The sequence below is a fragment of the Christiangramia aestuarii genome (assembly GCF_009735585.1).
Classification (GTDB): domain Bacteria; phylum Bacteroidota; class Bacteroidia; order Flavobacteriales; family Flavobacteriaceae; genus Christiangramia; species Christiangramia aestuarii.
This window is the reverse complement of sequence record NZ_VJVW01000003.1, coordinates 177,334-196,909: the sequence shown is the minus strand read 5'-3', so window position 1 is coordinate 196,909 and position 19,576 is coordinate 177,334. Positions and strand designations below refer to the sequence as shown.

Annotated in this window: 18 protein-coding genes and 1 tRNA gene; 10 read left to right on the top strand and 9 right to left on the bottom strand. The window is 41.0% G+C overall.

Annotated elements, in window-relative coordinates:
- Complete coding sequence (locus FLP08_RS08790) at positions 1-762, bottom strand: MBL fold metallo-hydrolase (RefSeq protein WP_156276035.1); 762 nt, start codon at positions 760-762, stop codon at positions 1-3.
- Between the two features lie 103 nt (positions 763-865).
- Between FLP08_RS08790 and FLP08_RS08785 the strand changes: the two genes are divergently transcribed.
- Positions 866-2,329, top strand: a complete 1,464-nt coding sequence (locus tag FLP08_RS08785; protein ID WP_156276033.1) for a TonB-dependent receptor — start codon at positions 866-868, stop codon at positions 2,327-2,329.
- A 75-nt stretch (positions 2,330-2,404) separates the two neighbouring features.
- Here the strand turns inward: FLP08_RS08785 and murA are convergent, their stop codons facing one another.
- The 3 genes from murA to FLP08_RS08770 form a co-directional block, all read right to left on the bottom strand.
- Positions 2,405-3,718, bottom strand: a complete 1,314-nt coding sequence (murA, locus tag FLP08_RS08780; protein ID WP_156276031.1) for a UDP-N-acetylglucosamine 1-carboxyvinyltransferase — start codon at positions 3,716-3,718, stop codon at positions 2,405-2,407.
- A 15-nt stretch (positions 3,719-3,733) separates the two neighbouring features.
- Positions 3,734-4,378 carry a DUF4290 domain-containing protein gene (locus FLP08_RS08775; protein ID WP_156276029.1) on the bottom strand — a complete coding sequence of 215 codons (645 nt, stop codon included), beginning with the start codon at positions 4,376-4,378 and terminating at the stop codon, positions 3,734-3,736.
- Between the two features lie 100 nt (positions 4,379-4,478).
- Positions 4,479-4,772, bottom strand: coding sequence for a DUF493 family protein (locus FLP08_RS08770; RefSeq protein ID WP_156276027.1), 294 nt, complete (start codon positions 4,770-4,772; stop codon positions 4,479-4,481).
- A gap of 82 nt (positions 4,773-4,854) precedes the next feature.
- On the opposite strand from FLP08_RS08770, the gene FLP08_RS08765 reads away from it, so the two are divergent.
- From FLP08_RS08765 to FLP08_RS08745, 5 genes are all read left to right on the top strand, one after another.
- Positions 4,855-5,394, top strand: coding sequence for an AAA family ATPase (locus tag FLP08_RS08765; protein WP_162431003.1), 540 nt, complete (start codon positions 4,855-4,857; stop codon positions 5,392-5,394).
- A 1-nt stretch (position 5,395) separates the two neighbouring features.
- A complete protein-coding gene (locus FLP08_RS08760) occupies positions 5,396-7,297 on the top strand; it encodes a RecQ family ATP-dependent DNA helicase (protein WP_156276025.1) in 1,902 nt (633 codons plus the stop codon).
- Complete coding sequence (gene fmt / locus FLP08_RS08755; RefSeq protein ID WP_156276023.1) at positions 7,294-8,241, top strand: methionyl-tRNA formyltransferase; 948 nt, start codon at positions 7,294-7,296, stop codon at positions 8,239-8,241. The genes FLP08_RS08760 and fmt overlap by 4 nt, the downstream gene beginning before the upstream one ends.
- 185 nt (positions 8,242-8,426) lie before the next feature.
- Positions 8,427-8,699, top strand: coding sequence for an HU family DNA-binding protein (locus tag FLP08_RS08750; RefSeq protein WP_006990442.1), 273 nt, complete (start codon positions 8,427-8,429; stop codon positions 8,697-8,699).
- Between the two features lie 119 nt (positions 8,700-8,818).
- Positions 8,819-9,379: a YqgE/AlgH family protein gene (locus FLP08_RS08745; RefSeq protein WP_156276021.1), complete on the top strand. Its 561-nt coding sequence runs from the start codon at positions 8,819-8,821 to the stop codon at positions 9,377-9,379.
- On the opposite strand, the gene FLP08_RS08740 is transcribed toward FLP08_RS08745, so the two are convergent.
- Together FLP08_RS08740 and FLP08_RS08735 are read right to left on the bottom strand one after the other, a co-directional pair.
- On the bottom strand, positions 9,376-10,221 hold the full coding sequence (locus FLP08_RS08740) for an aminotransferase class IV (protein WP_156276019.1): 846 nt from the start codon (positions 10,219-10,221) through the stop codon (positions 9,376-9,378). The two genes, FLP08_RS08745 and FLP08_RS08740, sit on opposite strands and share 4 nt — an antisense overlap.
- 51 nt (positions 10,222-10,272) lie before the next feature.
- Entirely contained in the window at positions 10,273-10,659 is a 387-nt protein-coding gene (locus tag FLP08_RS08735) for an START-like domain-containing protein (RefSeq protein ID WP_156276017.1), read from the bottom strand.
- A 190-nt stretch (positions 10,660-10,849) separates the two neighbouring features.
- Here FLP08_RS08735 and FLP08_RS08730 point away from each other — a divergent pair.
- The 4 genes from FLP08_RS08730 (at position 10,850) to FLP08_RS08715 (ending at position 15,288) form a co-directional block, all read left to right on the top strand.
- Positions 10,850-10,923: transfer RNA gene (locus FLP08_RS08730), tRNA-Met, on the top strand.
- Positions 10,924-11,298: 375 nt separating this feature from the next.
- Positions 11,299-12,996 (top strand): hypothetical protein, encoded by a 1,698-nt coding sequence (locus FLP08_RS08725; RefSeq protein WP_156276015.1) that lies wholly within the window; start codon positions 11,299-11,301, stop codon positions 12,994-12,996.
- Entirely contained in the window at positions 12,986-14,215 is a 1,230-nt protein-coding gene (locus tag FLP08_RS08720) for a radical SAM/SPASM domain-containing protein (protein ID WP_156276013.1), read from the top strand. The genes FLP08_RS08725 and FLP08_RS08720 overlap by 11 nt, the downstream gene beginning before the upstream one ends.
- A gap of 89 nt (positions 14,216-14,304) precedes the next feature.
- On the top strand, positions 14,305-15,288 hold the full coding sequence (locus tag FLP08_RS08715; protein WP_156276010.1) for a TerC family protein: 984 nt from the start codon (positions 14,305-14,307) through the stop codon (positions 15,286-15,288).
- On the opposite strand, the gene FLP08_RS08710 is transcribed toward FLP08_RS08715, so the two are convergent.
- From FLP08_RS08710 to FLP08_RS08700, 3 genes are all read right to left on the bottom strand, one after another.
- Complete coding sequence (locus FLP08_RS08710; protein ID WP_156276005.1) at positions 15,289-17,922, bottom strand: cation-translocating P-type ATPase; 2,634 nt, start codon at positions 17,920-17,922, stop codon at positions 15,289-15,291.
- Positions 17,923-18,025: 103 nt separating this feature from the next.
- On the bottom strand, positions 18,026-18,859 hold the full coding sequence (locus tag FLP08_RS08705) for a universal stress protein (protein WP_156276003.1): 834 nt from the start codon (positions 18,857-18,859) through the stop codon (positions 18,026-18,028).
- Between the two features lie 138 nt (positions 18,860-18,997).
- Positions 18,998-19,543, bottom strand: a complete 546-nt coding sequence (locus FLP08_RS08700; RefSeq protein WP_156276001.1) for a hypothetical protein — start codon at positions 19,541-19,543, stop codon at positions 18,998-19,000.
- Positions 19,544-19,576 lie beyond the last annotated feature (33 nt).

Here is a 19,576-nt window from a genome sequence, read left to right as displayed (position 1 = left end):
CTATACGGTAATTTTAAGGTTATCATACGCCAAATGCACATTTGGCGGCAACTCCTGCTCTATTTCTTCATGAAATCCCAGCATATGGCTTATATGGGTTAGATAGGCAGTTTCAGGTTTTAACTTCTGAATGAAATCCAGCGCCTCTTCCAGGTTAAAATGAGAATGATGAGGCTGTATCCTCAGGGCGCTGACAACAAGCACCTTTAGGTCGCTCAATTTTTCAACTTCTTCTTCTTCTATCGTCTTGATATCTGTTAGATAAGCAAAATCTTCCATCCTGAAGCCGAAGACCTGCAACCTGTTATGCCAGAATTCTACCGGGGTTACGGTAAGCCCGTGAAAACTGAAGGGTTTGTTCTCGATCACATTTTCCTTGACCCCTGGTGCACCGGGATATTTGTTCTCTGTAGTGAAAATATAATCGAAACGCTTTTGCAAGGCTTTTAGAACCCTTTGGTGTGCAAAAACGGGAATATCGCCCTGCCTGAAAAAGAAAGGTCTTATATCGTCAAGCCCGGCAGTGTGGTCGTTATGCTCATGGGTGTAAAAGATGGCATCCAGTTTCTTCACATTATTCGCCAGCATCTGCTGCCTGAAATCGGGGCCGCAGTCTATCAAAATATTGTAATTGTTCCAGGAAACAAGTACAGAGACACGTAAACGTTTATCCTTTGGGTCCTTGCTAAGACACACCGGATGCTCACTTCCTATAATCGGTATTCCCTGTGATGTTCCTGTTCCTAAAAATGTAACCTCCAAAAGCTGTTATTTTTGACACAAAAGTAAATATATTTTTTTGTATGCCTACCGCTTTTAGTACTTTTGAAGTACACAAAGAAGTTGTTTACTTAAAAGAGAAATTATGCCAATTACTATAATGGGCGACAAGGAATTTGAAAACGTTCCTTCGATTAATAGTAAAGCCCTTCGCATCAATTTGAATGAAAATATCTACGGGACATTTTCAGAGATTGGTGCTGGCCAGGAAACCGTAAGGAATTTTTTCCGGGCCGGAGGCGCTTCAGGTACTATTGCCAAGGCGATGAGTGCCTACGATAAAGACTTTAGTGACGCGATCTATGGAGTTGAAAATGACCGGAGATATGTTACTGAAGCGCGCCTTAAAAAAATGCTGGGTCACGAGACCAAGCTCATCGAAGAAAGAATTTCCAGGGAAAAACATCCTAATAAATTATTCTTTACTTACGCCAATACCGTAGCGACCATAGATTTCGCCAAGAAATATAAGGGCCACGGATGGGTAGGAATACGTTACCAGGTTGAACCTGGGGAGGACTACAACGAGATCCTGTTGCATGTTCGTTTTCACGAGAACGACGCACGTCACCAGCAGAACACGCTGGGGATACTGGGAGTTAACCTGATCTATGGCGCATATTATAAGTATGACAACCCGAAAAAATTACTCAGATATCTATACGATCACATAGACAAAGACCAGATAGAGATCGATACTATCAACTTCTCCGGGCCAAGGTTCGAAAAAGTGGATAACCGACTGATGAGTCTTCAACTGGTGAAGAACGGAATGACCGAGGCTGTAATGTTCGGGCCTGATGGTAATAACGTACTGCCAGCCAAGATCCTTTACAAGAAAAACATTCTAGCCCTTAGAGGTAGCTTTAGACCAGTTACCAAGGTGAATATGGATATGTACGAAAGATCGAAAGAACTTTTCTTCAGCGAAAGCAAGGTAAACAGGGAAAATACCGAGATCATTTTTGAGATCACCCTTTCTAACCTTAGGGCTGAAGGTGAGATCGATGAAAGGGACTTTATGGACAGAGCGGAACTGCTGTGTTCATTAGGCCAAACGGTAATGATCTCGAACTTCCAGGAGTACTATCGCGTGGTAGAATATTTCAGTCGATACTCTAAACAACGTATGGGTCTTACCATGGGGGTACAGAACCTGGTTGATGTATTCGATGAAAAATATTATCGTCACCTTAGCGGAGGCATCCTGGAGGCTTTTGGTAAACTGTTCTTTAAGGACCTTAAAGTATATCTTTACCCACTTAAGGATCCTGAAACCGGAGAGATCACTACCAGTGAAAACCTTAAGGTTCATCCGCGTATGAAAGAACTTTATAAGTTCTTCAAGTACAACGGAAGAGTTGAGGATATCACCAATTACAATCCAGACATCATGGATATCTACTCCCGAGAGGTACTTAAGATGATCAATGAGGGGAAAGAAGGCTGGGAAGAAATGCTGCCTGAAAAGACCACCAAGATGATCAAGGATAAGAATCTTTTCCATTATAAGGAAAGCAAGAAACAGGCGAAAACAGAAGAGGTTTAATCCTGAAAACATAAAATAAAAAAGCTGTTCTCTCGAACAGCTTTTTTTATGCTTTGATCTAAATTTTATTCGAATTTAATCCAGCCTGGTGATCTTAGCTCCAATTCCCTGAAGTCTTTCCACGATATTTTCATAACCTCGATCTATTTGTTCGATATTATGAATAGTAGAAGTTCCTTTGGCTGAAAGTGCCGCGATAAGCAGGGAAATTCCTGCCCTGATATCTGGAGAGGTCATCGTGGTTGCCTTTAGCTGAGACTGGAAGTCATGACCTATTACCGTGGCCCGGTGTGGATCGCAAAGAATGATCTTTGCCCCCATATCTATAAGTTTATCGGTAAAGAAAAGACGGCTCTCGAACATTTTCTGATGAATCAGCACGCTTCCCCTGGCCTGGGTGGCGGTAACAAGAATGATACTCAAAAGGTCTGGTGTGAAACCTGGCCATGGAGCATCGCTAATATTCATGATGGAACCATCAATAAAATTTTGCACTTCGTATCCGTCTGTATGTGCCGGGATATGAATATCATCTCCCTGCTTCTCTACGGTAATACCAAGTTTCCTGAAGGTAGTTGGGATAATTCCCAGCATTCCCCAGTTTACGTTCTTAATGGTTATATCGCTTTTGGTCATGGCGGCAAGGCCAATCCATGAGCCGATTTCGATCATATCTGGAAGCACCGTGTGTTCGCAGCCTCCTAATTTCTCCACTCCCTCTATGGTAAGCAGGTTAGAACCTACCCCGCTGATCTTAGCTCCCATCGAATTCAGCATTTTGCATAACTGCTGAAGGTAAGGTTCACAGGCGGCATTATAGATAGTAGTGGTGCCTTTAGCCAGCACTGCTGCCATCACGATATTGGCGGTACCGGTAACCGAAGCCTCTTCCAGAAGCATAAAGTCACCTTTAAGACCATTAGGAGCCTCCACTCCATAGAATCGCTCTTCCTTATTATATCTAAAGTCGGCACCAAGCTTCATGAAACCTTCAAAATGGGTATCCAGCCTGCGCCTTCCAATTTTATCTCCTCCTGGTTTAGGAATATATCCTTTTCCAAATCTTCCCAGCATCGGCCCAACGATCATAATGGAACCCCTAAGACCTCCACCGTCTATCTTGAACTGTTCGCTGTTCAGGTAAGCCATATTAAGCTCATCGCTTTTGAAGGTATAGCTCCCCTTCCCTGTTTTTTGGATTTTTACGCCGAGATTGCGTAAAAGATTGATCAGTTTATTTACATCTACAATATCAGGTATGTTATTGATTGTCACCGTCTCATCGGTTAACAATACCGCACATAGTATTTGCAGCGCCTCGTTTTTTGCTCCCTGGGGCTGAATTTCCCCGCTCAAACGATGACCGCCTTCAATTTGAAATGTTCCCATTAAAAGACTTAAATTTTAGTGGCGTTTGCGTCCGCCTTTACGACCAGATTTCTTTGTGTTCTTGGAGTATTTCTTCTTGGTAGCTCCACCGCTTCTAACAAGGTCTGAGGCCTGGCTTAGATCTTCATCGCTATTCTTAAGATTGATCTTTCCGTTACTCAAGTCCCTTAAATGTTCGAAGATCACCTCGTCATCTACAGAATCCCTGTTCCAGTTAAGGTAAGATTTCTTCATATGGTTGGCGATGGTAAGCACAAGAGCTTCTTTAAAATCACCTTCTTCGTAATCTTTCGCCGCATCTATCATCCTTTTGATGTTATTCCCGTAAAACCTGTATTTAGGATTATTTTCCGGGTAGCGAAGCATCTCTGGTCTTTCGGCTAACATCTCTCGAGTTGGTTTAGGAAATGGAGATTCCACGTCGAGTTTAAAATCGCTGATGATAAATAACTGATCCCATAGTTTATGCTGAAAATCGGGCACGTCACGAAGATGTGGATTCATATTGCCCATTACCGCGATAATAGACCTGGCCACTTTATTTCTTTCTTCATCGTCCTCAATTTCTACGGCGTGTTCCACCATTTTCTGAAGATGTCTGCCGTATTCGGGAATTATCAGTTTACTCCTTTCAGAGTTATATTCTAATGCGTTTGTCAAAATTGAAAATTAATTAGGTAATTTATTGAAGTTCACTCCTGCCTGCAAAATACTAAATATTACCAAAGAACCACAATAAAAAGATTCTTTTATAAGGCTATTAAAGAGATATCACCCCTTCTACTTTCTCTGCAACTTCCTTGTATTTTTCGATCACCGCGTCCGGATTTTTCATTCGTACGTTAATGGAAACACTGGTGTAAGTTCCTTTTTTGGATTGCTTGGTCTCAATAACAGCTCCCATATCGTTAAAAATGGATTCCACCTCGTCGGTTTTATCACCCTTTGTAGGTACAATGAATTTATAGAGATATTCAGAAGGCCACATTGCGGTATCCTGAAGTTGCTTTTTAAGTTTGGCGTAAAATTCTTCGGGGTTTTTATTTGCACTCATAATTTTTCTCCTTCGTTTAGCTGCAAAGATACAAGGAATGATAGCATTTTTATAATCAAATTCAATTACCGAAATTTGCGGGGTGAAAAATAGAAAAATCGTAATAACCGGTGGGCCGGGCACCGGGAAATCATCCATAGTCCATCAACTGGAAGCCAAAGGCGAAAAATGCCTGCACGAAATATCCCGGCAGGTCACCCTGGAAGCGAAAAAAGATGGTATAGACCAGCTTTTCCTGGAAAAGCCACTGCTTTTCAGTGAAAAACTACTGGAAGGAAGGCTAAACCAATTTGAAGAAGCCAGCCAGTATGAGTCAGACCATATTTTCATAGACCGCGGGCTGCCAGATGTGGTCGCTTATATGGATTATTTCAATACTGCTTATCCGCCAATATTCCATCGCACCTGTGAAGAGAATCGCTATGATCTTATCTTTATCCTCCCACCCTGGAAGGAGATCTACACCAGCGACAACGAACGATACGAAACATTTGAAGAAGCCTTAAAAATTTCGTCTTATCTTTATTCTACATATAGAAGGTATGGTTACGATCCTATCGAAGTTCCTAAACTGAGCGTGGAAGACCGAACCAATTTTATATTGAATAAGATCCAGAAGTAATTTGCAGGAGGAGGCTTTAAAAATATTAGAAAAATACTGGGGCTTCCGGGAATTCAGGCCACAGCAACTCGAGGTCGTAGCTTCTATACTCGAAGGCAAGGACAGTTTGACCCTATTTCCTACCGGCGGAGGCAAGTCTATTTGTTTCCAGGTTCCCGCCATGATCAAAGAGGGGATATGCGTGGTCGTCTCCCCGCTTATCTCTTTGATGGAAGACCAGGTGAACAGCCTGCAGCAAAAGAATATCAAGGCCATGGCCATTACCGGTGGAATCGCTTATGCTGAACTGGACCGGAATCTGGATAACTGCATTTTTGGAAACTATAAATTCCTTTACCTCTCCCCGGAGAGGCTTCAGCAGGAAATCGTTCGCGAACGTTTGAAACAGATGAACGTTAACCTTATCGCAATAGACGAAGCCCACTGTATATCCCAATGGGGACACGACTTCAGGCCCGCCTACAGGAATATCTCCGGCTTAAGAGATATCCTGCCCGATACACCAATCGCAGCATTTACCGCTACTGCGACCAAAGAGGTGGTTAAGGATATCTGTGAACAGCTGAAAATGGAGGACCCGGCTATACACCAGAAATCCTTTGAAAGGACGAATCTGCAATACGAGGTGGTAAAGACCGAGGATAAATATTTCAGGTTGACCCAACTCCTCAAGGACGATTCAGCCATAATATATGTGAGGAGCAGGAACGCTACCCAGGAGATCTCACAATTCCTTAATAAGAATGGTATCACTGCGGCTGCTTACCACGGTGGTATGAAAAAAGAGGATAAATCTAAAAGGTTCGAGGACTGGCTCACCAATAAGACCAGTGTAATGGTGGCTACCACCGCTTTTGGAATGGGCATAGATAAGCCCGATGTGAGGACCGTGATCCATATCGACCTGCCAGAAAGCATGGAAAGCTATTTCCAGGAAGCCGGCAGGGCGGGCAGAGATGGAAGGCCGTCCAGGGCCATAATTCTTACCAACGCGGCAGATGTCCCGGTGCTTAAGAATCAGTTTCTCAACAATCTTGCTTCCGTAGAAGATATAAAACTACTGTATCGAAAATTGAATGCATATTTCAGGATCGCTTATGGGGAAGGCGAGAATACAGAACATGACTTTAATTTTTCCGAATTCTGCCATCACTATCATTTTAATTCTCACAAAGCCTATAATGCCTTACGATTACTGGACAGGTGCAGCATCCTTAGGTTATCCCAGAATTACCAGAAAAAGACAGAGATACAGGTGTTGCTTTCTGGAGGCCACCTGGATAATTACCTTGACGAAAACCCGAGGTATGCCAATCTTTTAAGAACCATCCTGAGGAACTATGGTGGTGTTTTTGAAAATCTTATCAGTTTTAATATTACTTCAGTCGCTGAAAAAAGCAGGCTTCCAGAACATGAATGTATCAGGATCTTCGAGCAATTGCATGAGAAGGAGATCATCGAATTCCATCTTTCCAAACATGACGCCAGCATTACCTTCTTAGTACCCAGGGAAGACGACTCTACGATTAATGCCGTGGCGGGCTTCATTAGGGAATACAATAAAACGAAAAGAGAAAAGATCGAAGCTGTGCTTAACTTCGTCCAGAACGATTCTGAATGCAAACAGGTGCAACTGCTAAAATATTTTGGAGAAAAGAATCCTCCTGCCTGCGGAAAATGTTCCGTTTGCAAAAAAGAAAACAAAGAACTTAGCCGGGACGATATGAACGAGATCTACCTGGGCATAGTTCGAATACTTAAAAAAGGACCGAAAGATTCGCGTGAGATCATTTCCCACCTGGATTACCCGGAAACCGCGATCCTGAAAGTTTTAAGTTTGCTTTGCGAAAAGGACATCCTTGACCGCACCCCAAATAACAAATATAAAATACTGAATAAATGAGAGACCTTAGAATAGTCTTTATGGGCACTCCCGATTTTGCCGTGGCAAGCCTGGAAGAGATCCTGGAAGCAGGATATAATGTTGTAGGAGTTATCACTGCCCCGGATAGACCTGCGGGACGTGGTAGAAAATTAAGGGAAAGCGCCGTAAAAAGCTATGCTAAATCCAAAGGTTTAAAAGTGCTGCAACCTACCAATCTAAAATCTGAAGAATTCCAAAAGGAACTGGCAGAGCTGGATCCCAATGTACAGGTGGTGGTAGCTTTTAGAATGCTTCCAAAATCGGTTTGGAATTATCCCGAATATGGAACTTTTAACCTGCATGCCTCCCTCCTGCCTCAATATCGCGGCGCCGCTCCCATAAACTGGGCGATCATGAACGGAGAAAATAAAACCGGGGTTTCTACCTTCTTTCTGGATGAAAAGATCGACACCGGGGCTATGATCCTTCAGGAGCCGATCGAAATAGATCCTTCAGAAAACGTAGAGTCTTTACATGATCGCTTAATGAGCCTTGGCTCCAAACTGGTGGTGAGAACCCTGGATGAGATCGGCAAGGGGGAGGTGATTACCGAAGCCCAACCGGAATCTTCTGAACTTAAAGAAGCTCCAAAATTGAACCGGGAGAACACCAAGATAGACTGGAACCTACCGGTAGACCAGATATACAATCACATTAGAGGACTAAACCCCTACCCGGCGGCATGGTGCTACCTGGAGAACTCTTCAGAAGAATCGACGGTAAAGATCTATGATGTAGGGAAATTAAAACAGGAACATCACTGGCCCAATGGTACAGTCACGGTCACCGAAAAACAGATCAAAGTTGCGGCACCAGATGGTTATATCCTCATCAATGAAATACAACTTCCAGGAAAAAGAAAAATGCTGTCCAACGCTCTTTTAAACGGATTTAATTTCGCTCCGGATGCAAAAATGCGCTAAAGCCTTATTAACACTGAATCGGTTGCATTTTATAAAAAAACAATTATCTTTATTAACAAAACCACCAAGTTATTAACAAATACGGGCTTTTCCCTTGTCATTACTTGCGTGGACAAGAAATCCGTATAAATTTGTATACCAGTTTAACAGAATGTTTAACCAACAATTAATTTAAAATTCAAATTATGAACAAAACAGATTTAATCGACGCAATGGCTGAAAACGCTGGAATTTCTAAAGCAGCAGCAAAAAAAGCATTAGAGTCTTTCCTTGAGAACGTAGAAAAATCTCTTAAAAAAGGTGATAGAGTATCATTAGTAGGATTCGGATCTTGGTCTGTATCTAAAAGAGCTGCTCGTGAAGGAAGAAACCCACAAACCGGAAAAACCATTAAGATTGCTGCTAAGAACGTAGTGAAATTTAAAGCCGGAGCTGATTTACAAAAAGCTGTGAACTAATAATTTGCATTAGTAAATTTTAAAAGCCTTCCTTCGGGAAGGCTTTTTTATTTAAAATTATGTTCATTGTATTGCATTATTTCTAAGGAATTATTAGTTTAGATAAAAAGACTGCTACAATGATCGCGTTAAAACCAACCAAAGGGCATCTTTTAGTCGCAGAACCATCCATAATTGGAGATGTCTCTTTTAATCGTTCCGTGGTTCTCCTGGCTGACCATTCAGATAATGGCTCGGTTGGATTTATCTTGAATAAAATCCTGGACTTTAGCCTTAAAGACCTGATCCCTGAAATCGAGGGTGATTTCAAGGTATATAATGGTGGACCGGTAGAACAGGATAACCTTTATTTTATCCATAAGATTCCAGACCTGATTCCGGACAGCATCGAGATCGCGCATGGCATCTACTGGGGTGGAAACTTCGAGGTGGTCATGGAGCTAATCTCAAAGGAGCTTATAGATGATACCCAGATCAAGTTCTTCCTTGGTTATTCCGGCTGGGATGCGAATCAATTAGATGAGGAACTCAATTCACATTCCTGGGTGGTCACCGTAAACGAGAACAACCGGGACCTGTTAGAAAAACCTTACAATTCTTTCTGGAAAGACAAAATGCTGGAATTAGGCGGAGAATATATGCTCTGGTCTAATTCGCCTGAGAATCCTACCTATAATTAACCAAGCCTGGCTTTTACGTTTAATTTACTAAGGAGATCTTTCGCCACTTTATTTTCAAATTCCTTTTTCCTGTATTTGCTTACAGGCTGGATACCTTGAGCTACATTCGTAATGAATAACTCATCTGACTTCTGCAATTCGAATGGGGAAATGGATGCCTCTTCCAGTTCGTAATCTTCGGTCTTTTTCAGGATATTGATGAGTTGTTTTCTTATAATGCCGTTTAGTACCCCGTCTGAAATTGGTGGTGTTTTAATAGTTTTTCCCTTAACCAGGAAGATATTTCCGTTAAGGGCCTCCACTACACTCTTCTTTTCGTTCAGAATAAGACAATTGTCATAGGCATTTTCCCGGGCATAGATGCTTCCGAGTACATTTACCGCCCTGTTATTAGATTTTATAGTAGATAACAAGCCGCTATTCACATAATGATCTTTGAAAAGCTCGATTTCATAGGGCTCGTCATTAAAGATATAGAAGGAGTTTTCCATGGCTTCGGCACTGATCACATAACCTATATCGCGTGTTGCGGGAGTATAATATCCTCCCTGCAGCCGGTAAACCGCGAAACGAATTCTCGCGGGAGAAGTGGCCAGGTCGTTTGCTTCGATGATCTCTTTGATCTCTTCTTCCAGGAATTCTGGTGAAAAGCTGGAAGGGATCTCCATTCTCATGATCCTCATGGAAGCCATTAACCTGAAATAATGATCTTCCCAGAACATGATCTTTCCGCTAATAACCCTGATGGTTTCAAATACTGAATCTCCATAGGCGAAGCCCCTGTTAAATACCGATAGGCTGGCATTTTCTTCCTGTACTATATTTCCGTCTAAATTGATCATAAAAAAACCCCGTTTAAAAACGGGGCAAAGTTACTATTTATAAAGAGATTTTTAGGCAGAACCTAAAATCTGTTTAAGATCTGATATCATATTCTCCCACAGCATTTTTCCTTCATCTATTTCATCTTCTTCAGCAAAATCTGTGATCATTAAAGAAACATCCTTGGTAATATCGTCTACCTGAATACGCAATTCAAAAAAATAGGAGGTGTCCTCATCGTCGATCCATCTAAATTTGATGCGCTCATCGCTCTTCTTACTTACGAGCTTGGCCTTTTCCTCACTCCCTTCCCATATAAAAGTAAAAAATTCCCCTCGGGAATTCACATTATCGGCATACCACTCGCTTAAACCTGAGGGTGTTGAAATATATTGGTAGAGTAATGAAGGAGAAGCTTGAATAGGAAACTCCATTTCGTATTTGATCTTTTCTTCCATTCTTGATTAATTAGTTTCGGGCAATATAGATATTAATTGGTAACATTAAAAGAAATCAAAATAAATATTTTAGAAAATAAAGTTTGCGTCAAAACAAATTGTTTTTATATTTGCACCCGCATTAAAGAAAAGCCGTCAGGCCTTTTATGGCAAGGCATCAAGCGGAATTTCCTGATTGCAAAAATCCTATGGCGAGGTAGCTCAGTTGGTTAGAGCGTCGGATTCATAACCCGGAGGTCCCGAGTTCAAATCTCGGTCTCGCTACAAAAAAATCCCTACAGAAATGTGGGGATTTTTTTATGCACCAAATAGTGATTTCAGTTTTAAATTACGGAATTACAACTACCTAATTATCAGTAAAATCTTTCAAACAGGTTCACGGGCTTTTAAATAATTTCCTAATCTGGCTGAGCGATAATTTTAGAGTTTTTCAGTATCTTAGATAGACTATTATCTTTCCCCTAATTTACCCGGAATACTTATTAGCTTATTAAATACATCGGCTCTATTTTTTTCTGATAGAGAATATGAACAAGCTGTGCCCTTCATTTACTTCCTACCTTCTTATTGATTAAACCCAGGTCTTCCTTTTGAATTAAAATTCTCCTGAGCTAAAAATGAATTTTAATATTGGGAAAAATGAAAGAATCAGGAATAATCGGAAGCCCCATTAGCCTTATTAGAAAAAGAAGGACGCTGTTGAGAGCAACCTGCCTGGTCTTTGCTTTTTCACTGCTCAACCTGATATTCTCCTGCTCCTATTTCAAGGTAAAGGAAGTAAAGTCTGAAAATGCTGCTCAGAAACAGGAGCAGATAAGAAGATTTAACCAGGAACAAAAGTATTTGGTGGTGCACACGGCTAATGAACAATATCATCTGGATAACGTCCAGCTGGATACAGAAAATGAAATGTTCAGCGGGGAATTGCTGGAGGTTAGCGAAAGACATCTTCATAAAAAAAGTCCAGATATTAAGATCAAAAAGACCTACCGGTACAATACCAGAAAGACAGATCCTTTAAACGAGATCCATATTTATTTAAAAAGTGATCAGCAGCTTGAGTTAGGAGAAACCTCAATTCCTATTTCTGCGATAGACCGCATTGCCGTGGTAGACAAGAATGTTGGCAGGACCATCATCAACGTGGTAGGTAGCACGATTGGAATTCTTGCTCTTGCCCTTATAATCTTTGCCCTTACTAAAAGTTCCTGCCCTTATATCTATGCACACGATGGCGAGAATTATGTATTTAACGGAGAGCTTTACCCAGGGAACATCATAAGGAATGCCCAGAATATGGATTACCTGATACTTGATAATATGTGTTTAAAGGATGGTGAATATAAAATAAAGATCAGCAACGAACTTCTTGAGGTCCAGCATACAGACCTGGTAGAAATGCTTTATATAGACCATCCATTAGAGCATCAGGTTCTAATAGATCCGGAAGGCAGACCGGTAATACTTGAAGAAATGATCTTCCCGGCATTGGCGTTAAGTAACGGAATTCCGGTTACAGACCTGGTATCACTAGATGACGAAAAGTATTTCGGATTTGATCAGCCATCGATCGCAAATGAACTTTTGGGAGAGCTTAGCTTGCATTTCCCCAGAAAAGAACAAAACGAAAATATCAGCTTACATCTCAGACTAAAAAATGCTATGTGGCTGGATTATATTTTTGGAAAGTTCAATGAAAAATTTGGGGATTATTACCACAGTTTCCAAAAACAGCAGCAGGATTTTAGCCTGTCTGAATCCAGGGATTGGCAGGAGTCTCAGCATATCCCTTTAAATGTATATGTTAAAAGAAATGGCAAGTGGGTACTGGAGGAAAAGATCTCCTCCACGGGTCCTATGGCTTTTCGGGATATCGGCTTAAATATTGACCTACAAGGTGTTCCCTCTAACGAGATCGAAATAAAACTTGAAACTGGTTTAAGGTTCTGGGAAATTGACCAGGCGGCAATAAGTTTTTCATCTTCTAATACTTCTGAAGTCAAGGTCTTAAAACCGGCAAGAGCTGTAACCCAGAACGGCGTTGAAGTAAGCCGGCTGATCGATAAAAACGACGGAGAATACCTAACTCAAAAATTTCCAGGAGAATATGTTGAAATTTTCTTTGAAGCACCTCCCATCCCGGAAGCTTACCAGAGAAGCCTTTTCATCAAAAACAAAGGCTATTATAATTATATTAGAGACTACGAAGGAATTCCAAACTTTACAGAATTATTAAAATTCAAGAGACCTGGTTATTTTACCGAATTCTCAAAAACAGAATTTGAAAATATGCTTAAGTCCTGGGAACCGGAAAAATCTGTTGATTATGCATTATAGCGCCTATCATCATTCAAAAATTCCGGTAGCGGCTAACAAGGTCTTTCCTGGTGAAAACTCGAGGGATACGAAGGAAATAAAATCTCCATGTCTTATTACCGGATCAAGGAAAAACCTGGAGTTATTCAGATTGAAATTGAGGATAATCTCCTGGATCATTCAAAGTTACATTAATCCCAGACATTGGTTTGGTGCTCTAAACCATCTTTACGAGCTAAGGGCAACATTTCTGGGTAACTACAAAATAAAAAAGATGGCCTCTGTGGGTAATAAGTATTTTACCAGCCTTTATGCGCCCGCCATAAATGCAGCTAATTTCAGGGAGTTTATCCTTTCTGAACTCAACAGGTATAAAAAGCTGAAATATCCTGCCAACAAATTAAACCATGTTTTCCTGGCCATTACCAATAAATGCCCTTTAAAATGTGAGCACTGTTACGAATGGAACAGGCTAAACAGGAAAGAGGTTTTACGGGAGGAAAATTTAAAACAGAGCATCAAGAAACTTCAAAACTTAGGGGTATCGCAAATCTATCTTACCGGTGGGGAACCTCTAATAAAATTCGATCTAGTCCTGGAGCTTCTAAATTTCGCAGGAAGCAAAACTGACCTCTGGTTAAACACATCTGGCTTTCAGCTTACTGAAGAAAAAGCCGCTAAACTGAAGGCTGCCGGGCTTACCGGAATATTCATTAGCCTGGACCATCATGAAGAAACTGAACATAATCATTTCAGAAATAATAAAAATGCCTATTCCTGGAGTATTGAAGCTGCGAAAAATGCTGTAAATCAAGACCTGCTGGTAACCTTATCTATTTGTACCACTAAAGAATTCGTTACCAAAAAGAATTTGACCAGTTATATGGAATTAGGTAAAAGCCTCGGTGTCTCGTTTATTCAATTTATAGAACCTAAAAAGGTTGGACATTATCAAAATTCCGAGATCAACCTGAGTGCCCCCCAAATCAATTTGCTGGAATCTGTTTTTGAAACCTATAATTTCAATGATGAATACCTCGAATATCCTATCATTTGCTACCACGAATATTACCAACGTAGAAATACCTGTCTTAGCACTAATAACCGTGGCCTATATATAGATTCGAATGGAGGTATAAACTTATGTCCATTCTGCCATACCAGTTCAGGAAATATCCTGGAAGATGATCTTGAATTAGTTCTGGAAAAAATGAGATCTAATCAATGCCTACAGGCCTAAAAACCTATAAATTAATTCATGTTATAATTCTTTTAAAATCAGATAGATTGTCTGGGAATTCACTTTAATTTGGGTTCATATATAATCTTATGAACCTAACTGCTTTTCCTTTATTTTCAATGGCTGCCGGCCAGGCAACTACTCAGATATCTCCTTGGATATGGGTAAGTTTCGCTGCATTCATTGCTTTGCTCTTACTGGTTGATTTAAAGCTAGTAATGCGTAACCCGCACAAGATAAATACCAGGGAAGCTGCCTGGTACAGCGCCGGTTGGATAAGCCTGGGGCTTGCCTTTACCGGGGTCGTAGCCTGGTGGCAGGGAACTGATGCCGCAGGGGAATATATTACCGGCTACCTTATTGAAAAGTCCCTGTCTATGGATAATGTATTTCTCTGGGCGGTTATATTCACTTATTTTAAGGTTCCTCAAAAATATCAGCACGAAGTACTGTTCTGGGGGATCTTCGGGGCGCTTGTTCTTAGGGTCATTTTCATTATTGGAGGTATTGCCCTTATCGAAAATGTAGACTGGATAGTATATATCTTTGGTGCCTTTCTGCTTTTTACCGCCTATAAGATCTTTAAGAGTGATATGGCCGATACCAACCCGGAAGAAAACAGAATTTTTAGATGGGCTAAAAAAGTGATCCCACAAACAGATCATTACAAGGAAGATAAATTCTTTGTAAAAGAAAATGGGAAAAGACTGGCTACACCCCTATTCGTAGTTCTAATCATTGTTGAATTAACAGACGTTATATTCGCCCTGGATTCTATCCCAGCGATACTTGCAGTTACTACAGATAAGTTTATTGTAATAAGCTCCAATGCATTTGCTATCCTGGGCCTGAGAGCACTTTGTTTCCTGCTGGCCGATATGAAAGACAGGTTTATATATCTTAATGAAGGCCTTGGGATCATCCTTGCTTTTGTTGGTATAAAATTCCTTTTAAGCGAACATTTTGAAATCCCCATTTGGATATCCCTTGTTTTCATCAGCCTCGTTCTTACAGGGGCCATCCTGCTATCCCTTAAACACGGGGAAGCATCACCCTTAACCAATACAGAATAGCTAGTTGCCCTTAAAAATTCCGCTGCTTTTGATTAGTTGTGAAATTAGTAGGGAGCCTAAGGCAAAAATCACAGAGATGATTACTTCGCGAAAACTCAGGCTGCCCAGGGAAAGTATCTCTGCCAGGAATTCGATCCTATATCCCAGGTAGGTAATAAAAATAGATACTAGCAGGGCGATCCAGACCCATTTATTAGCAGTGATCTCATTCTTGAAGAAGGAGGTGCCTTTTTTGGGCAAATTAAAAATATTGATAAGCTGCGCCAGTACAAGGGTATTAAATGCCATATTATTGGTTTCCTTCAAAGTAGATCCAAGAAACTCGTGAGCGAAGATCACAATTCCAATCACGCTCAGGGTAATTGATAATCCGTAGGTAATTGTAGCCATCCAGTGCTTCCTTGTTAGTAATTCTTCTCCTGCTGGTCTTGGTCGATTTTTCATAATACCTTTACTCCCCTTGCCCATCCCTAGGGCCAAGGCGGGGAAAATATCGGTGACCAGGTTAAGGTAAAGTATTTGCATGGGAAGTAAGGGAAGTGGCAGATCGGTAAATGAAGCGATGGAAACCGAGATTACCTCAGCCAGGTTACAAGAGATCAGAAAGATCACGAAATATCTGATATTTTCAAATATGGCACGACCTTGCTGGATAGCAAGCCTGATCGCGGTAAATTTATCATCAAGAAGAATCACATCGGCGACTTCTTTTGCCGCTTCAGTTCCTCGTACTCCCATGGCTATTCCAATATCGGCTTCCTTAAGTGCAGGGGCATCGTTAACCCCATCTCCCAGCATTCCGACAACTCCTTCGTTTTTCTGAAAGAATCTTACCAGATCAAGTTTCTGGGCGGGCAACATCCTGGCAAAAACACTGGCCTTTAGTACCAGGTTCTTATTTTCAGCATCTAAAGTTGAAAAATCGGGATACCAGGTTCCCAGGATCGGCTTTTCATTATTTTCTTCTTTTATAATACCTATGGCCCGGGCTATGTTACTGGCTGTGCCGGGATGGTCTCCCGTGATCATCTTTACTGAAATCCCTGCTTCATTATAGATCTTTATAGTTTGGGCTATATCCTCCCGGGGAGGGTCTAAAAAGCCGGAGATTCCTATAAATACCAGGTCGCTTAGCATAGGCTTTTCCTCTTCCACAGCATAGATGCTTTTATTAGCGAAAGCAAGTACCTTCAAACCTTCCGAAGCCATAACCTCTACCTTTTCCAGCCATTCTTCTTTATTCTCAAATTCTTCAATTTTGCCGGTCCGGTAAATAAAATTGCAACGTTCCAGGATATTTTCCGGAGCCCCTTTTACATGAACTATGAATCCATTATCATATTGATTAACGGTCGCCATTAATTTTTTTTCCACGTCGAAAGCCAGTTCCCTTACCTCAGGATAGTATTTTAGTATGTCGGGCATTTTGAAACTAGTGCTTTGAACAAAGTCGATCAAAGCCTCATCGATAGCATCTCCATGATTATTCGATTTTTCCGGATTAGAGTTATTGCACAGAACCGCAACCTTTACCAGCTCATAAATTTCAAGTTGCTCCTGGCTTAACGCCGGAAAATCTGAAGATCCAATTCTAGCATTTTCGACCTCGATTTTGCTCACATGCATTTTATTTTCTGTGAGGGTTCCGGTTTTATCTGTACAGATAATATTGGTTTCTCCAAGGGTTTGTACCGATTCCAGTTTTTTAATAACCACTTTTTGTTTTGATAACTTCAGCATGCCCCTGGCTAGCGTAATGGTCGCAACCACAGGAAGCCCTTCCGGAATGGCTGCCACCGCCAGAGCTATTCCTGTTTTCAGCATAAGCTCGGCATCATTAGACCCCAGAAAGCCGGTAAGTACAATGATCCCCGCCAGGCCAAGAGTAAGGACAATCAACCAGTTGGTAAGACTGCTTAATTTCTTTTGAAGAGGAGCCCGTTTTTCATTTTTCTGCTGGGTAAGACTACTGATTTCCCCAATGGCTGTTTGATCCCCGGTAGATGTAACTATAGCTTTGGCGTTACCTCGAGAAACCAGGGTACCATTAAAAAGCATGTTTTTTTGCTCGGTGATCCTTGTTTCCTCCGCAAGGACTTCCTTATTTTTGGAAACCTCAGCACTTTCTCCGGTTAACATGGATTCCTTAAGCAAGAGGCTTTCCTGCTGAATGATTCGGGCATCGGCAGGCACCACATCTCCTGCATTTAAAAGAATTATATCACCCGGAACAAGAAACCTGGAGGCGAGATCTATTTCCTTGGCATTCCTTAAAACCCTCGTATTGGTCTGCACCATTTTTTCTAAGGCTGTAAAAGACTTAATAGCCTGGTACTCCATCACGAAGCCAATAAGGGTATTGATGATGATCACCAGTAAAATGGCCAAAGCTTCGATAGTTTCACTGAAAAAGAAGGCTAGAAACATAGCCCCTATGAGGATATAGACTATTGGACTTAAGAGCTGTTCAAGAAGTATCTGCCAGGCATTTTTTGGTTTATTCCGGCTAAGCACGTTTGGCCCAAAGCTTTTTAATCTTTTAGCAGACTCCTGTTCATTTAATCCTGATAGCTGGTTCGAGCCAAGTTGAGCTATAACTTCTTCGACCGCTAACGAATGAGGATTACTGAGCATTGGGATAAAACTAGATTTATTTCATAAGGTTAATTTATTGAAAATAAGCAGTTTTAAGACCTTGTCCTCTTGGAAAATAATTTGAATTTCTAATTTAGAAAGATCAGGCTTTTACTGTAAGAACAGGAATATCTGAATGATTGGCCATTTTTTCTCCATAGCTGTTATAGATCAACCGGGCCAGTCCCTTTCTACCGTGAGTTAGTAGGACGATAAGATCTGCTTTCACTTCATCGGCATAATTGAATATTCCGGCTTCAATATTAAAGTCATTATAAAAAATGACCTTATCGTCAATATCTGCCTCCCTTATTCCCTGCTCAGCGAAGAATTTATTCACCTCTGTTTGCATAAGTCCGGTACTAAGAAAATCTTCAGGAGTATTCACATAGACCATCTCGTAATCGAGAGAATTATCCCTGAGGAACTTTTTAGCCTTTTTAAAAGCTTCTACCATATCGAGATTAAGATCACAGGCCATGATCACTTTTTTTAGTTTGAAGAATGGTTGGGTTTTCTTTACCACCAGTACTGGAACTTCTGAGGTCCTGATCACCTTCTCTGCATTAGAACCTATGAACATTCCGCCAACCCCATGAGCTCCATGAGACCCCATCACGATCAGATCGACATTCAGGTTGTCTGTTAGATCGGTTATTTTTTCAAATTCTACCTGCCTTTTGATCTCTGTTGAAACTTTAATACCTTCCAAGAAATCCTTATCCAGGAATTTTTTGAAGGAATCATTAATGCGCTTATGGTAATCTATGTTTTCATATAATTCCATAGCCTCTTTCCTGCTAAGGAATGCATCTTCGCGGTTAATCATATACAAAGCGACGATCTCGGCACTATATTTTTCTGCAAGGTTGGCAGCATACTTAAGCGCATATTCGGCGATATCTGAAAAATCGGTTGGTAGGAGAATACGTTTCATGATCTTTTTCTTAAATGAACTTAAAAATAAGCAGTAATTACCTGATAAAATATGATTTAGGTCATATTAAACCGAAAGTAAAACAAAAAAGACCACTAAAAATAGCGGCCTTTTTTATTTTAATATACATATATTTCATCATTCCTTTTCGGGTATTTCTGCATCCCTGTTCACATAGGCTGAAATTCCTCTAATAAAATCGTTCACGATTTCTTCCATGACTTTACGGGCATCTGTAGTAAGCGGGTAAGGCTGGTTATTCTCGGCATAAAAAGCCCAGTCGTTCTTTCCACCAACGATCTGAAAAGCTGGAGCATCTGGACTTGAAAGTTCCACGATCTCCACATCATAACGAATAGCTTCATCCTTATATCTCAAACCCAGGTCGAACATGGCATCCCACGTATAGACCTTTCCTTCGTTCTCTATGGAAAAAGCCTGTGGTACAAAAACCTTATACTCAAGATATTGGTTCTCTACCTCCCGGCTGATAGCCTCGTTCGGGTTAGAAATAATATTATCTGCCCACCTTCTGGTAGCCAGGAAAAGGTCTGAATCTGATTTCCCAGGGTACTCTCTGATCACGGAATCTTCGAATCCAGCAGGGGAAAGAGTAAATTTATCAGCAACTTTCTGGGCAGTCAGTAAGGCTGGAAATAAAAAACAAATCAAGGCAATTCTCATAATTCTCATTTTTTGGTTATTTCCAAGTTAAGG

Bases quoted from the DNA above. Each gene is read 5' to 3' on its own strand.
- FLP08_RS08750 (WP_006990442.1), top strand. From the start codon at position 8,427: ATGAACAAAACAGATTTAATCGACGCAATGGCTGAAAACGCTGGAATT.
- FLP08_RS08745 (WP_156276021.1), top strand. From the start codon at position 8,819: ATGATCGCGTTAAAACCAACCAAAGGGCATCTTTTAGTCGCAGAACCA.
- FLP08_RS08715 (WP_156276010.1), top strand. From the start codon at position 14,305: ATGAACCTAACTGCTTTTCCTTTATTTTCAATGGCTGCCGGCCAGGCA.
- FLP08_RS08725 (WP_156276015.1), top strand. From the start codon at position 11,299: ATGAAAGAATCAGGAATAATCGGAAGCCCCATTAGCCTTATTAGAAAA.
- FLP08_RS08735 (WP_156276017.1), bottom strand. From the start codon at position 10,659: ATGGAAGAAAAGATCAAATACGAAATGGAGTTTCCTATTCAAGCTTCT.
- fmt (WP_156276023.1), top strand. From the start codon at position 7,294: ATGAGAGACCTTAGAATAGTCTTTATGGGCACTCCCGATTTTGCCGTG.
- FLP08_RS08705 (WP_156276003.1), bottom strand. From the start codon at position 18,859: ATGAAACGTATTCTCCTACCAACCGATTTTTCAGATATCGCCGAATAT.
- FLP08_RS08740 (WP_156276019.1), bottom strand. From the start codon at position 10,221: ATGATCAATTTAGACGGAAATATAGTACAGGAAGAAAATGCCAGCCTA.
- FLP08_RS08785 (WP_156276033.1), top strand. From the start codon at position 866: ATGCCAATTACTATAATGGGCGACAAGGAATTTGAAAACGTTCCTTCG.
- FLP08_RS08710 (WP_156276005.1), bottom strand. From the start codon at position 17,922: ATGCTCAGTAATCCTCATTCGTTAGCGGTCGAAGAAGTTATAGCTCAA.
- FLP08_RS08770 (WP_156276027.1), bottom strand. From the start codon at position 4,772: ATGAGTGCAAATAAAAACCCCGAAGAATTTTACGCCAAACTTAAAAAG.
- murA (WP_156276031.1), bottom strand. From the start codon at position 3,718: ATGGGAACATTTCAAATTGAAGGCGGTCATCGTTTGAGCGGGGAAATT.
- FLP08_RS08720 (WP_156276013.1), top strand. From the start codon at position 12,986: ATGCATTATAGCGCCTATCATCATTCAAAAATTCCGGTAGCGGCTAAC.
- FLP08_RS08700 (WP_156276001.1), bottom strand. From the start codon at position 19,543: ATGAGAATTGCCTTGATTTGTTTTTTATTTCCAGCCTTACTGACTGCC.